The organism is Sulfitobacter sp. 1A13353 (assembly GCF_043557255.1).
Classification (GTDB): domain Bacteria; phylum Pseudomonadota; class Alphaproteobacteria; order Rhodobacterales; family Rhodobacteraceae; genus Sulfitobacter; species Sulfitobacter faviae.
In genome coordinates this window covers 182,698-196,800 of the sequence record NZ_JBIFFS010000007.1, presented here as the reverse complement: position 1 = coordinate 196,800, position 14,103 = coordinate 182,698, and the positions used below count along the sequence as shown (strand labels likewise).

General features: G+C 61.1%; 10 protein-coding genes. 3 read left to right on the top strand and 7 right to left on the bottom strand.

All coding sequences use genetic code 11. The features are described from left to right. Window positions 1–61 precede the first annotated feature (61 nt). The gene (locus ACGYLO_RS17135; RefSeq protein ID WP_276154322.1) at window positions 62–2,113 is read left to right on the top strand and encodes an ATP-binding protein; all 2,052 of its coding nucleotides are present in this window, start codon (window positions 62–64) and stop codon (window positions 2,111–2,113) included. Between the two features lie 42 nt (window positions 2,114–2,155). Here the strand turns inward: ACGYLO_RS17135 and ACGYLO_RS17130 are convergent, their stop codons facing one another. From ACGYLO_RS17130 to zwf, 4 genes are all read right to left on the bottom strand, one after another. Continuing rightward, window positions 2,156–3,784, bottom strand: coding sequence for a long-chain fatty acid--CoA ligase (locus tag ACGYLO_RS17130; RefSeq protein WP_271687351.1), 1,629 nt, complete (start codon window positions 3,782–3,784; stop codon window positions 2,156–2,158). Between the two features lie 159 nt (window positions 3,785–3,943). Beyond that, window positions 3,944–5,536, bottom strand: coding sequence for a glucose-6-phosphate isomerase (gene pgi, locus ACGYLO_RS17125; protein ID WP_394374181.1), 1,593 nt, complete (start codon window positions 5,534–5,536; stop codon window positions 3,944–3,946). Continuing rightward, window positions 5,533–6,204 carry a 6-phosphogluconolactonase gene (pgl, locus tag ACGYLO_RS17120; protein WP_271687352.1) on the bottom strand — a complete coding sequence of 224 codons (672 nt, stop codon included), beginning with the start codon at window positions 6,202–6,204 and terminating at the stop codon, window positions 5,533–5,535. The genes pgi and pgl overlap by 4 nt, the downstream gene beginning before the upstream one ends. Further along, window positions 6,201–7,664, bottom strand: a complete 1,464-nt coding sequence (zwf, locus tag ACGYLO_RS17115) for a glucose-6-phosphate dehydrogenase (protein ID WP_271687353.1) — start codon at window positions 7,662–7,664, stop codon at window positions 6,201–6,203. The genes pgl and zwf overlap by 4 nt, the downstream gene beginning before the upstream one ends. A gap of 155 nt (window positions 7,665–7,819) precedes the next feature. Between zwf and ACGYLO_RS17110 the strand changes: the two genes are divergently transcribed. Beyond that, window positions 7,820–8,767 carry a radical SAM protein gene (locus ACGYLO_RS17110; protein ID WP_271687354.1) on the top strand — a complete coding sequence of 316 codons (948 nt, stop codon included), beginning with the start codon at window positions 7,820–7,822 and terminating at the stop codon, window positions 8,765–8,767. A gap of 25 nt (window positions 8,768–8,792) precedes the next feature. Here the strand turns inward: ACGYLO_RS17110 and ACGYLO_RS17105 are convergent, their stop codons facing one another. Continuing rightward, entirely contained in the window at window positions 8,793–9,062 is a 270-nt protein-coding gene (locus tag ACGYLO_RS17105; protein ID WP_271687355.1) for an usg protein, read from the bottom strand. A gap of 190 nt (window positions 9,063–9,252) precedes the next feature. On the opposite strand from ACGYLO_RS17105, the gene gyrA reads away from it, so the two are divergent. Further along, complete coding sequence (gene gyrA / locus ACGYLO_RS17100; RefSeq protein WP_271687357.1) at window positions 9,253–12,000, top strand: DNA gyrase subunit A; 2,748 nt, start codon at window positions 9,253–9,255, stop codon at window positions 11,998–12,000. A gap of 126 nt (window positions 12,001–12,126) precedes the next feature. Here the strand turns inward: gyrA and ACGYLO_RS17095 are convergent, their stop codons facing one another. Next, a complete protein-coding gene (locus tag ACGYLO_RS17095) occupies window positions 12,127–12,459 on the bottom strand; it encodes a hypothetical protein (RefSeq protein WP_271687358.1) in 333 nt (110 codons plus the stop codon). A gap of 162 nt (window positions 12,460–12,621) precedes the next feature. Further along, a complete protein-coding gene (locus ACGYLO_RS17090; protein WP_271687359.1) occupies window positions 12,622–14,103 on the bottom strand; it encodes a carboxypeptidase M32 in 1,482 nt (493 codons plus the stop codon).

Here is a 14,103-nt window from a genome sequence, read left to right as displayed (position 1 = left end):
AGTAACTTACGCGCAGATGGCCCAACGATGTCGGATGCGCATTGAGGCAAAGGAAAAAAGCGTGGCAAACGCGTTTCGGGACTACGCGACATCCAAGGCGTACATCATCGTCAATTTCATCGTGCTGTGCTGTGTCGCCGGCATCAGCTATTCGATCGTCAAACTGGATTACGAGCAGCATATCGGCAGCATCCGTCAGGACGCCCGGCAAACGCTGCATGAAGTCAGCAATCAAGTGCAGCACCAGTTCCAAGAGACCATTCTGGTCACCAAGAACATCGAGAATATCCTGCTCTCCGGCGAGGCCTTCAAAGACAAAAAGATCGAACTGCTGGTCAAGGAGTTGCGCGACCGGAACCCCGGCATTCAGGCCTTCGCCCTCGCCCCGGACCTCAAGATCACCCATAGCTATCCCAAGACCCAGAATGGCGAGACGATTGGCCTGGAATACAAGAACATCCCGACGCAGCTTTCCGGCGTCGCCAATGCCTACCGCCGCCAAAGCCCGACCATCGAAGGGCCGCTGAACCTCGTTCAAGGCGGCAAGGGCTACATCATGCATTACCCGGTGTTCGAGCGCCCCATCGGTCTTGGCGCGCCGCGTTTTTGGGGGGTGATGTCCATCGTCTTCCAGCCCGACCGGCTGTTCGAGCCGCATCAAAACCCGCATCAGGCCGCCGACTACATCTATAGCCTCCGCGCCTTCCCCACGGGCGTCATGCCGCCTGAGATTGAGCCTGCGGCGGTCGACCCCACAGCCCCCGTGCGCACCCGGTTCGAGCTTTTAGGCAAGACATGGGAGGCGACGGCCAGCCCCGCCAACGGTCTGCCCCCCTATGCCCCGCAAAGCCCCTACCTCGTAGCCTTCGCCCTGATCGCGACCATCGCGCTGATGGCAGGCCTCTGGGCCTTCCGCCGGGTCACGCTGAAAAAGCAGGAAGCCCATGCGCTTTTGGCTGAGGGGATTGGATCGATCCAAGAGGGGTTCATCGCCTTTGACGAGAAAGAACGCCTTGTCACCGTCAACAGCAAGTTTCTGGAGTATCACCCTGAAATCGCTGACCTTCTGATCCCCGGCAAAACCATCGAAGAGCTGTTGCGCCATTGGGTCGCCCGCCATCAGCACCCTGAGCAGGTCGAGGAGCGTGAGGCATGGATTGCCAAACGCCTCGCCCGGTTCCGCAACCCGACCGGCGCCTTCATTCTGGAAGTCTCAGATAACTTCTGGCTCAAAGTCACGGAATCCCGCACGCCGCATGGCTATACCGTGGGCATCTGGACCGATGTGACGGCCGAGAAACGCGCGCTCGACGCGGCCAAGGCGGCGGACCGCGAAAAGACCGAGTTCTTGAACAACGTCAGCCATGAGCTGCGCACGCCGCTGACCGTGATCTCGGGCCGGGCGACCTTCTTGCAACATGCCGAGAAGCTCCCCCAAGCCAGGCGCTTGCAGACCGCGTTGAACAACAGCGCCAATGCCACGCCCGACATTCGCCACAGTGTCGATGAATTCCAAAACTTCGTCTCTGACCAAGCGGGCGGCATCGCGGGGTCGTCCAAACATATGCTGCGCCTTGTCGAAGACCTGTTGGATTGGACCAAGGTCGCGCGCGGCAAGATGGAGCTTGATCTTCAAGAGATCGAGACCAGCGAGATCGCCCGCTCCGTCGCCGATGACCTGCGCCCGGATGCCGAGGCCAAGGGGCTGACCCTGACCTATGAGGACAATGGCACGGCCCTCGCCAATGCCGATCCGGTGCGCCTGAGACAGATCCTTTACAACCTGATTTCAAACGCGATCAAATTCACCCGCAGCGGCAATATTCATCTGCAGATGCAGCAGGATGCCGAAGAGATCACCTTCTCGGTCTCCGACACGGGCTGCGGTATTTCCGAGGACAATCTCGAACGGGTTTTCCTGCGGTTTCAGCAGGTTGACGGCTCCATGTCGCGTGAGAACGGCGGCTTGGGATTGGGCCTTGCGATTGCCGAGCAATTGGCCAGCCTGCATGGCGGCAGCCTGTCGCTTGAAAGCAAAGTCGACGTGGGCAGCACCTTCCGGCTGACCCTGCCCCGACCCGTGGCTGATAGTGAGATGCGCCGTTCGGCCTGACGGCAAAACGCCCCGGCCCAAAGCGGACCGGGGCGGATTATCTTAGCTCTCGCCCTGCATCAGCACATCGCCAAAACGGTCCCGCAGGTCGCGCTTCAGCACTTTGCCCGTCGCGTTGCGCGGCAGTGCTTCGGCGAAGACCACCCTGTCGGGCGCCTGCCATTTGGCGATCTGATCCTCGAAAACCTTGAGGATATCCGCCTCTGACGGATCGGCCCCTTCGGCCTTCACCGCGACTAGAACCGGGCGCTCGTCCCATTTGGGATGGGTGGCCCCGATGACGGCGGCGTCGGCCAGATCGGGGTGGGCGATGGCGATATTCTCTAACTCGACCGAACTGATCCATTCGCCGCCCGACTTGATGATATCCTTGGCGCGGTCACGGATGGTGATATAGCCGTCGGCGTCCATCGTCGCGATATCGCCTGTGTCGAACCAGCCATCGCGCAGGGTGCTGTCGCGGTCGGATTGGTAGTAGGCATCCAAAATCCAATGCCCGCGGGTGACCAGTGCACCTTGGGTTTCGCCGTCGTGGGGCAGCGGCTTGCCTGCGTCGTCCCAGATCTCAAGTTCGACGCCAAAGACCGGGCGGCCTTGGTTCTCGCGCAGCTTGTGCTGGGCATCCTCGGGCAATTCACCGTGTTTCGCCAAGGGTTTGTTGACGCTGCCCACTGGCGACATCTCAGTCATGCCCCAGGCGTGGATCGTCTCAACCCCATAGTCTTCGCGGAACGCCTTGATCATCGACGGCGGACAGGCGGAACCACCGACCACGGTACGCTCTAGGCTGGGCAGTTCGCTGCCGGATTTCTTGGCCGCCACCAAGAGCCCCTGCCAGATCGTCGGCACGCCGAGCGCCAGAGAGACGCGGTAGCTGTCGATCAGCCCCACCAAAGACGCCCCATCAAGGTTCGGCCCCGGCAGCACCATTCGCGCGCCGGTCATGGCGCTGGCATAGGGGCAGCCCCAAGCGTTGACATGGAACATCGGCACCACGGCCATCACGATGTCCCGCGCGGAGATCGCGATGCTGTCGGCCATGTTGATGCCAAAGGAATGCAACACGGTCGAGCGGTGAGAATAGAGCACGCCCTTGGGATTGCCCGTGGTGCCAGAGGTGTAGCAAAGGCTCGACGCCGTGTTCTCATCCAGATCGGGCCAGTCGAACCCGGCATCGCCCGAAGCCACCAATTCGTCGTAGAAAATCAGCCCCGGTAGTGTCTCGGCAGCCTCGGCATCGGGGCCGGACATCAGGACGACGTGCTTGAGATGCTCCAGCTTGTCGCGGATCGCGGCGACGAGCGGGACGAAGGTCTTGTCGATGAACAGCACCTCATCCGCAGCATGGTTGAGGATATAGACAAGTTGATCGGCAAAGAGCCGCGGGTTGATCGTATGGCAGACAAAGCCCGCGCCGGAGGTGCCGAAGTAGATTTCCAGATGCCGCCGATTGTTCCATGCGATGGTCCCGCAACGCGCTTGCGGCGACAGCCCCAGATCGGTCAAAGCCGCACCCAAACGCCGCGCGTTCTCGGCCACCTGCCCCCAGTTCGTCTCCTCAACCCCGCCGGTGGTCGAGACCGAGATGATCTCGCCCTCGGGGTGATAGCGTTCGGCATGAGAAATCAGGCTTGAGATCAGCAGCGGCTGCGTCATCATCTGGCCAAGCATAGGGGGTCCTCCAATCATTTGCTTTGAGACTGTCCAAAGGTCAGGGCAGTTGCAAGCCTTCCCCTCCGGCAAGTCGTAAGAGCGCTGACGGACAGGACGACGGCACCGCGCAGGCGGCTATCGCCCGCGCGGTGCCTCGTTCCGGTCTAAGGGCAGCCCCTAGCCACGATGCTGGTGGATATAGCCGATCAGCCCGGCGGTAGAGCCGTCTTTTCCCTCGGCAGAGACCTCGCCTTCGACCAACGGCTGAAGCGATTTGGCCAATTCCTTGCCCAGTTCCACGCCCCATTGATCGAAAGAGTTAATGCCGAGGATCACCCCTTCGACGAAAACGCGATGCTCATAAAGCGCGATGATCTGGCCCAGCGTGAAGGGATCAAGCGTTTCATAGGCGAGTGTGGTCGAGGGCCGGTTGCCGGGGAAGACACGGTGGCGGGCTTGGCGTTCAAGCGCGTCGCCCGAAAGCCCCGCGTCGCGCATGATGGCGCGCGCTTCGTCCAAAGACCGCCCGCGCATCAGCGCTTCGGATTGAGCAAGGCAATTGGCAATCAGCAGATCGTGGTGGTGCTGCAACTCCGGCTCATGCCCCTTCGCCGCCACCAGAAACTCGCAAGGGATCACCCGCGTGCCTTGGTGGATCAACTGATAGAAAGCGTGCTGGCCATTGGTGCCCGCCGCGCCCCAGACCACCGGGCCGGTGTGGCGCGGGCTGTCGGTGCCGTCCATCTGCACGCCTTTGCCGTTCGATTCCATCTCAAGCTGTTGCAGGTAATCGGGCAGCATCTCAAGCCGTTGATCATAGGGCAGCACCGCGCGGGTGGCATGGCCGCAGATTTGATTGTGCCAGATGCCCACCAGCGCCAGAAGGATCGGCATATTCTCAGCCGGATCAGCGGCGCAGAAATGGCGGTCCATCTCCTGCGCGCCGCGCAGGAAGCTGTCGAAAGCCTTAGGGCCAATGGCGATCATCAGCGACAGCCCAATCGGCCCCCAGACGGAATAGCGTCCGCCGACCCAATCCTCGAAACCGAAGACGCGAGCCGGGTCGATCCCGAATTCGGCGGTCTTGTCATCTGCGGTGCTGAGCGCGGCGAATTGCGTCGCCGGATCGCCGCCATGGTCCTGCATCCATGCCCGCGCCGTGCGAGCGTTGGTCATGGTCTCAATGGTGGTGAAAGTCTTGGAGGCCACGATCACCAGCGTTTTCTTGGCATCCAGCCCACGCAGCGTATCCGCGATATGCGCCCCATCGACGTTTGAGACGAAGTGGCAGCGTGGCCCATCGTGATAGGGTGTCAGCGCGCGGGTCGCCATGGCAGGCCCAAGGTCGGAGCCGCCGATGCCGATGTTGACTACATCGGTGATGTCACCACCTCGCACCTGATCGGCAAAGCTGCGCATCCGCGCCAGCGTGTCACGCACCTGCGGCATGACATCTTCGCCCGCGACTTCTACCGGCCCGCCATCGAGATTGCGCAGCGCAGTGTGCAACACCGCGCGGCCCTCGGTCTCATTGATCGGCGCGCCCGCGAACATCGCATCGCGCCGCTCGGTGACTTTGGCGTTTTCGACCATTTGCAGCAGTGCCGCGCGGGTCTCGGCGTCGATATTCGTCTTGGCGTAGTCGAACAGCATATGCTGTGTACGCAGCGAGAAGTTCTCGGCCCGGTTCGGGTCATCGAACAGTGCCGTGATCTTGCGGTCTGCCACGGCACTTTGCCGCTCTTGAAGGTCTTGCCAAATGTTCATCATGCCGCCCAGTAAACCTCGATTTCATCCAGCACCGCTGCAATCGGCGCCTCTTCGGGGGAAAGCCCCTGCGCGCGCTCAAGGGCCGCGCGTTTCTCATCCCCGAAAATTACGAGATGTTTGTTCAGCGCCCCGTCGAGCACATGCGCCGGTAGTGTGACCCGCGCGGTCGGCTGGCCTTCGGGATAGACCGGGCACAGCAGCGGCGCATCGGCGGCCAAAGCGTCAGGCAGACTCGGGTCGCCGGGGAAAAGCGAGGCGGTGTGCATGTCGTCGCCCATGCCAAGCAGCAGGACAGAGATCGGCACATGATCCGTCAGACTGGGCGCCACCACCTCTGCCCCCTCGCCCGGAGAAAGCCCGGGACGGAAAAAGGGGATGAACTGCGCCGCCGCGGCACGGTCGTTCAGCAAATGCTCGCGTACCAGACGCGCGTTCGACAGCGGGTCATCCACGTCCACCCAACGCTCATCGGTTAGCATCACATCCACCCGGCTCCAATCCAGATCGGTCGCGCTGAGCATCTCAAAGATCGGCCCGGGGGTAGAGCCGCCCGGCACCGCGAAAGACACGCGGTCATTGCCCGAAAGCGCCGATTTCAACTTGCCCGCCAGTTTGTTGGCGACATTCATCACCAGCATTTCGCGGTCCGCATATTCGATGATGTTCATGGGGATACCTTTCGCCATTCACGGCCATCGCGCCGCATCATTTCTGTCGCATCCGTCGGCCCCGCCGAGCCGCTGTCATAGGGTTTGGGCACGTCGTGACGCGCCTCCCAGCCTTGGATGATCGGATCGGTCCAGGCCCAGGCGGCCTCAACCTCGTCGTCGCGCATGAACAATGTCTGGTTGCCCCGGATCACGTCCATGATAAGCCGCTCATAGGCATCGACCTGATCGCCCCCATCGGGGCCAAGCGCTTCGGCAAAGGTCATGTCGAGCGGCACATCGACCAGACGCATGCCCCCCGGCCCCGGTTCCTTGATCGTCACGCCAAGAGTGATGCCCTCGTTCGGCTGCAAGCGGATCGACAGCACGTTGCGATGACGGCCCGCGTCTTCGGCAAAAATGGAATGCGGCGTGTCTTTGAAAACCACCGTGATCTCGCTCGACCGCGCCACCATGCGCTTGCCGGTGCGCAGATAAAACGGCGTGCCATGCCAACGCCAGTTGCTGATATGGGCCTTCAGCGCCACGAAGCTTTCGGTGCGCGACCGTGGGTTGCCGACGGCATCGCGATAGCTGGGGGCTTCTTCCTCATTGCCCTCTTCAGCCTCATACTGTCCGCGCACGAGGTGATGCGGCAGCACCGGATCAATCGCGCGGATCACTTTCAGCTTTTCGTCGCGCACCGCATCGGGATCAAAACGCGCGGGCGGCTCCATCGCGATCAGGCACAAGAGTTGCATCAAGTGGTTCTGCACCATGTCCCGCATCGCGCCGGATTTGTCGTAATACTCCCCACGGCCGCCGACGCCCACCGTCTCGGCCACGGTGATCTGGATGTGATCGACGTATTGGCGGTTCCACAACGGCTCGAACAGCATATTGCCAAAGCGCACCGCCATGAGGTTCTGCACCGTCTCTTTGCCGAGGTAGTGATCGATCCGGTAGATCTGTTGTTCTTTGAAATAGGTGGCCAGCGTCGCGTTGAGGGCGCGCGCACTCTCCAGATCGCGGCCAAAGGGTTTTTCCACGACAATGCGACATTCTTCGCCCGCCATGCCCCATTGCTGCAACCGTTCCGCCAAATCACCGAAAAGCCCCGGCGCGACGGAGAAGTAATAGACCTCAATCCGGTCCTTGCCGGACATCAGTTCTTGCAGCTCGGCCCAGCCGGTCTCTCCGCGTGCGTCGATGGCGACATAGTCGAGCTTGGCCAGAAAGGCGTCAAGGTTGTCGCAGGCGTCTTTCCCGCCAAACTCTTCAATCGCTTCGGCCACCATCTCGCGGTAGCCTGCGGCGTCCATCTCGGTGCGCGCAGCGCCGATGATCCGCGCCTCTTCGGGCATTTGTCCCGCACAGTAACGGCGATAAAGACCCGGCAAAATCTTGCGCCGGGCCAGATCGCCGGTGCCGCCAAAGATGACAAGATCGAAGGGGTCGACAGGGATAACACGCGAAACCATTGATTAATCCTTGTCCGGGCAGAATGGCAGAGTTAGCGCAAACATACTTATTTCTCCCTACATCACAAGACTGTGCGCCCCGGTGCTTGGACTTTTAGGGTGCGCCGCAATAGCTTACCACAACAGGAACACACGGGATCACGCAAGGAACAATCATGAAAGATATTGCGCAAGCAAACGAGGGCAAGTTCCAGAACCCGGCGGTCACCGCCAAGGGGGAACCCCGCGCCACCGTGGCCCTGCGCGGGGCGGAAACGCTTTGGTTCAACACAGGCACCCTGTGCAACATCGAATGCGTGAACTGCTACATCGCCTCCAGCCCCAAGAACGACGCGCTCGTCTATATCACCGCGGATGAGGTGCGCGACTACCTCGACCAGATCGAGGAGCGTAGCTGGCCGGTGCGCGAGATCGCCTTCACCGGCGGTGAGCCCTTCATGAACCCTCAGATGATCGAGATCACCGAAGCCTCGCTAGAGCGCGGATACGAGGTGTTGATCCTAACCAACGCGATGCGCCCGATGATGCGTAAATCGGTGCAAAAGGGGCTGTTGCGGCTGCGGGATGCCTATCCCGGCAAGATGACCTTCCGCATCTCCGTCGACCATTATCGCCGCGATCTGCACGACGCGGAACGTGGCGAGGGTGCCTTCGACAAGACCCTGACTGGCATGGAATGGCTCCGCGACAACGGCTTTCGCATGGCTGTGGCGGGGCGGTCGATCTTTGCCGACAGCGATGCCGACAGCCGCGCGGGCTATGCCGCCTTCTATGCCGAACACGGCTTTGACATCGACGCACAAGACCCCGCCATGACCGTCCTCTTCCCCGAGATGGACGAGGCCGTCGAGGTGCCCGAAATCACCACCGCCTGCTGGGGCATCTTGGACAAGTCCCCTGACGCGGTGATGTGCGCCTCCTCCCGGATGGTGGTCAAACGCAAGGGGGCCGAGAAGCCCGCCGTGCTGGCCTGCACGCTCTTGCCCTACGACCCTGAGTTTGAACTCGGCACCACATTGGCCGAGGCAGAGCGCGACGTGGCCCTGAACCACCCGCATTGCGCGAAGTTCTGCGTTTTGGGCGGGGCGAGCTGTTCGGCCTGACGCCCCTGCCCTTTGCCCTGCGGGCTCAATGTAGCGTGAACTCACCCACTTGGTTTTGCCATTCGCCGGGGCCAATCAACTTGCGATGGGTGAAACGGACCGAATGCAGCGGACCGTCCAACTCCGTGCGCCAGAATTCGACGAATTCGAACAGGCGCGGATGGTCCGGTGCAATGTCGTAATCCTGCCAAATGTAGCTGTTCAGCACATGGCTATAATCGGGCATGTGGTAAAAGAACTCTGCCGTGGTCAGCCCGTAACCTTTCAGCATCAATTCGGTTTCACTGCGGGGCATGTTGCGCCTCCCTTGCTGCCTCTGTAGGACAAGTTTGCGCGGTCAGAATTACTTTTCAATGAAAACAGTATGTTGGCACTTCGCCCCAAGTGCTGCCAGTGCGTTTCGGCCACAGCCATTGCACCTGATATGCCCCGTCTGCTATAGAAAACCCCAAGATATAGAACCATAAAAATGGTGGGCAAGATACGTGACCGATACGCCGGATACCCCTGAAAACGCAGACGAAAAGCCCATCTTTCACGGGCCGTCGGTGACCATCGAGCATGAGATGCGCACGTCCTATCTGGACTACGCGATGAGCGTGATCGTCAGCCGCGCGATTCCCGATCTGCGCGACGGTCTGAAACCGGTGCACCGCCGCATCCTCTACGCGATGCATGAGACCGGCAACACCCATGACAAACCCTACCGCAAATCCGCCCGTCCCGTGGGCGACGTGATGGGCCAGTACCACCCCCATGGCGACAGCGCGATCTATGACGCGCTTGTGCGGATGGCGCAGGATTTCTCCATGTCGCTGCCGCTTTTGGACGGGCAAGGCAACTTCGGCTCGATGGACGGCGATAACCCGGCGGCCATGCGCTATACCGAAGTGCGCATGGACAAGCCCGCCGCCTATCTTCTGGCCGATATCGACAAAGAAACCGTCGATTTTCAGGACAACTACGACGGCAAGCAGCAGGAACCGACCGTCCTGCCCGCGCGCTTTCCGAACATGCTGGTCAACGGCGCGGGCGGCATTGCCGTTGGCATGGCGACGAACATCCCGCCGCATAACCTTGGCGAGGTGGTGGATGCCTGTCTCGCGCTGATCGACGATCCGGACCTGACCTCCGAACAGCTCATCGAATACGTCCCCGGCCCCGACTTTCCCACGGGCGGCATCATGCTGGGCCGCTCCGGCGCGCGCAAAGCCTACCTTGAGGGCCGCGGCAGCGTGGTGATCCGCGCCAAGACCCGGGTCGAGGAAATCCGCAAAGACCGCTGGGCCATCGTCATCGACGAGATTCCCTATCAGGTCAACAAAGCCACGATGATCGAAAAGATCGCCGAACAGGTTCGCGAGAAGAAGATTGAGGGCATCGCCCACGTTCAGGATGAGAGCGACCGCAACGGCGTGCGCGTGGTAATCGAACTCAAACGCGACGCCACCGCCGAAGTGGTGATGAACCAGCTTTACCGCTTCACCCCGATGCAGACATATTTTGGCTGCAACATGCTGGCGCTGAATGGCGGCCGGCCTGAGCAGCTCACTTTGCGCAAATTCCTCAGCTACTTCATCGACTTCCGCGAAGATGTCGTGGCGCGCCGCACCGCCTACCTCCTGCGCAAGGCGCGTGAGCGGAGCCATATCCTTTGTGGTCTGGCCGTGGCCGTCACCAATATCGACGAGGTCGTGGCCACCATCCGCTCCTCGGCCGACGCCGCCGAAGCGCGCGAGAAGCTGATGACCCGCCGCTGGCCCGCCGAGGACATCCTGCCCTATATCGCGCTCATCGACGACCCGACCCATACGGCGAATGAAGACGGCACCTACAACCTGTCGGAAGCGCAGGCCCGCGCCATTTTGGAGCTGCGCCTACAGCGCCTCACGCAGATCGGGGTCAAGGAAGTGACCGACGAGCTGGAAGAGCTGGCAGGCAAAATCAAGGAATACCTTGAGATTCTGGGCAGCCGCGAGCGCATCCTCGGCATCATCTCGGACGAGTTGCGCGAGGTGCGCGAGCAATTCGCCGTGCCACGTCGGACCGAGATCGTCGACTGGTCTGGCGATATGGACGACGAAGACCTAATCGCCCGCGAGGAAATGGTCGTGACCGTGACCTCCGGCGGCTACATCAAGCGCACGCCTCTGGCCGACTTCCGCGCGCAGCGCCGCGGCGGCAAGGGTGTCTCGGGCATGCAGACCAAGGAAGAGGATGTCGTCACCAACCTCTTCGTCGCCAACACCCATACGCAGCTTCTCTTCTTCACGACCGATGGCATGGTCTACAAGCTAAAGACATGGCGCCTGCCGCAGGGCGCGCGCACCGCCAAGGGCAAGGCCATCGTCAACATCCTGCCCATCCCCACTGGCGTTTCAATCGCCGCGATCATGCCCGTGGACCGGGATGAGAAGGAATGGGACGACCTGCAGGTGATTTTCGCCACCTCTGCCGGAACCGTGCGGCGCAACAAGCTGTCGGATTTCACCAATGTGAAGGCCAACGGCAAGATTGCGATGAAGTTCGAAGGCGAGCATGAAGGCACCACGCTGATCAACGCGCGCATCGCCTCGAACGACGATGACGTGATGCTGGTGACCGACGCGGGCCGTGCGATCCGCTTCCCGGCGACCGACGTGCGGGTGTTCAACTCGCGCAACTCCGTTGGCGTGCGCGGCATCCGTCTGGGCGAAGGCGACAACCTCGTCTCCATGTCCGTGATCCGCCACTTCGAAGCGAGTTCGGAAGAGCGTGTCGCCTATCTCAAACAGCGCCGCTTGATGGCGGGGCTGACCGATGAGGACAGCAGCGATGACGAGGAAGAGCAGGTTCAAGCTGGCCAGCTCAGCACCGAGCGCTATGCCGAAATGTCCGCCGCCGAGGATCTGATCCTGACGATCACCGCCAAGGGCGCGGGCAAGGTCTCCTCGGCCCATGACTACCCTGTACGGGGCCGCGGCGGCATGGGCGTGACGGCTTGGACTAAGGCCATGGCCCACGGCCCCATCGTCGCCTGCTTCCCGGTAGAAATGTCCGATCAGGTGATGCTGGCGACCTCCAAGGGCCAGTCGATCCGCGTGCCGGTCGAAGGCATCTCATTCCGCTCGCGCAGCGCTGGTGGTGTGAAAGTGTTCAGCACCGGCAAGAACGAGGAAGTTGTCAGCGTGGCTTGGATCGCCGATCAGGGCAACGAAGAAGATGAAGTCGAGGGTGACAGCGCCGCTGAGTGATCGGTGGCCCCCCGCCCCATGCATATGCTTTGGGGCGGGGGATTTCTAAACAAAAGTTCAAACAACAAAAAATTCCCCGCGCAATTAGCGCGGAGAATCTCTAGATTTTATACTTTTGTCAAAGAATTAATCGGTAGACCCAGTGGAGGAAGAGGAGCCCGCCGCGACTGCAACCAGAACCAGAGCAGCACCAGCTGCCGCCGCGCCGCCACCAAGACCGGCACCAGCAGCAAAGAGCCCTGCACCAGCTGCAGCGGCAGGCACGCAAACGCGCGCAGTGTTGCCGTCTACGGTGACCGGATCAGGCTTACAGTTATAAACCACACCATTGGCACCTTGAACCTGAAGCGAATAGACCGCATCGTCAGACGCACCAAGCACAGCTGCTTGAGAAGTTGTCTGAGCGAAAGCAGCACCCGAAAGAGCGATTGTCGCCGCCACGGTTGCAAGAATTTTCATATCTAGGTACTCCTGTATCTCGTCAAAAATTAAACTCACCGCACCATCGCATATAATCTTAGCCAGCGCAAAGGCGAAATGTTAAGCTATAGTTAAGAATTATAGCGATGCCCGTTGTTTAAGCAACATCCAAAATGGCGATTTGTTCCCCATCTTAGATGCCTAAATTCCATACAGTTCCGTGAACTTGTTTTCTAGGTAGGTCAGCAACGGTGCCTCCGTCGGCGGCTTTCCGCAAGTGCGGGTGATTACCTCACGCGGCTCGTAAAGGCCCCCATGCTTTTGTACGTTCTCACGCAGCCAACCGGTAGCAGCACTCGTATCCCCCCTTGCCAAGGCTTCGTCGAGATCGGGTACAGCCTCTCGCAATGCCTCGTGAAGGCATCCCGCATAGACATTGCCGAGGCTATAGGTCGGGAAATAGCCCAGAAGCCCGACGGACCAATGCACGTCCTGCAAGACGCCGTTTGACGGGCGGTCGACCGGATAGCCGAAATCAGCCTCGAAGCGATCGTTCCACGCCGCTTCCAAGCCGTCGACCTGCAGGTCGCCCGACATCAGCGCCCGTTCAAGATCGAAACGTAACAGAACATGGAGATTGTACTGAAGCTCATCCGCCTCGGTCCGTATGAAACCATCGGACACGCGGTTGACGATCCGGTAGAAAGTCTCGGCATCCGGCACGCCGAAATCGCCATAGACCGCCGTCATCTCACCAAAGAGCCACCCGGTGAAGGCGCGGCTGCGGCCGATTTGGTTTTCGTAGATGCGGCTTTGGCTTTCATGCACCCCCATCGACACGCCCCGGCCCAAAGGCGTCAGCAGATAGGCGCCGTCGATCCCCTGCTCATAGGCCGCATGGCCCACCTCATGCACCGTGGAATAAAAGCAGTTGAACGGGTCGAGGGCATTGGTTCGCGTGGTGATCCGCACGTCCAGCCCCGATCCGGAGGAGAAGGGATGCACCGCCTTGTCGATGCGCCCGGTGGCCAAATCATAGCCAAAACGCCGCGCCAGTTTGGCGGTGAGGGTCATCTGCGCCGCTTCGTCAAAGACACCTTCCAACACCGGCGGCGCTTCGGCCTCGCGGACGGCGGCGCGCAGTTCGGAGAGTTTTGGCCGCAGCGCGCCAAACAAGGCTTCGAGGTCCGCCGCCGTGGTGCCGGGCTCGTAATCCTCTAGCATCGCGTCGTAAATCCCGATCCCGCGCCCTTCGGCCAGCGCGGCCCCCTCTTCGCGTTTGAGCGCGATCACTTCTTTCAAAGTAGGAGCGAAGGCCGCGAAGTCATCGGCGGCGCGGGCCTCGGCCCAAGTGCCTTGGGCGGCGGAGGTGACGCGGGCGATACGCGCCGCCAGATCGGCGGGCACGCGGGTGGCGCGGTCAAAATCGCGCTTGATGTGGCGCAGGTTCGCCTGCCCGACCGCGTCCAACGCAGCGGGCTCGATCTGGGCCAGCCAATCTGCGATGCGCGGGTCGATGCGGCGGGCGTGCAGAACGCTTTCCATCGCCGCCATCTCCTCGGCCCGCTGCGGGGCCGCGCCTCGGGGCATGACCGTTTCCTGATCCCAGCCGAAACGGCCTGCGACCTGCGCCAGCGCCTCGGTGTCGCGCTGAAAAGCCATCAAATCATCATATGCAGTCAT

Excerpts from the sequence above, each read along its gene's own strand:
- ACGYLO_RS17110 (WP_271687354.1), top strand. The coding sequence starts at position 7,820 with ATGAAAGATATTGCGCAAGCAAACGAGGGCAAGTTCCAGAACCCGGCG.
- ACGYLO_RS17105 (WP_271687355.1), bottom strand. The coding sequence starts at position 9,062 with ATGCCCCGCAGTGAAACCGAATTGATGCTGAAAGGTTACGGGCTGACC.
- ACGYLO_RS17095 (WP_271687358.1), bottom strand. The coding sequence starts at position 12,459 with ATGAAAATTCTTGCAACCGTGGCGGCGACAATCGCTCTTTCGGGTGCT.
- ACGYLO_RS17130 (WP_271687351.1), bottom strand. The coding sequence starts at position 3,784 with ATGCTTGGCCAGATGATGACGCAGCCGCTGCTGATCTCAAGCCTGATT.
- zwf (WP_271687353.1), bottom strand. The coding sequence starts at position 7,664 with ATGGTTTCGCGTGTTATCCCTGTCGACCCCTTCGATCTTGTCATCTTT.
- pgl (WP_271687352.1), bottom strand. The coding sequence starts at position 6,204 with ATGAACATCATCGAATATGCGGACCGCGAAATGCTGGTGATGAATGTC.
- ACGYLO_RS17090 (WP_271687359.1), bottom strand. The coding sequence starts at position 14,103 with ATGACTGCATATGATGATTTGATGGCTTTTCAGCGCGACACCGAGGCG.
- pgi (WP_394374181.1), bottom strand. The coding sequence starts at position 5,536 with ATGATGAACATTTGGCAAGACCTTCAAGAGCGGCAAAGTGCCGTGGCA.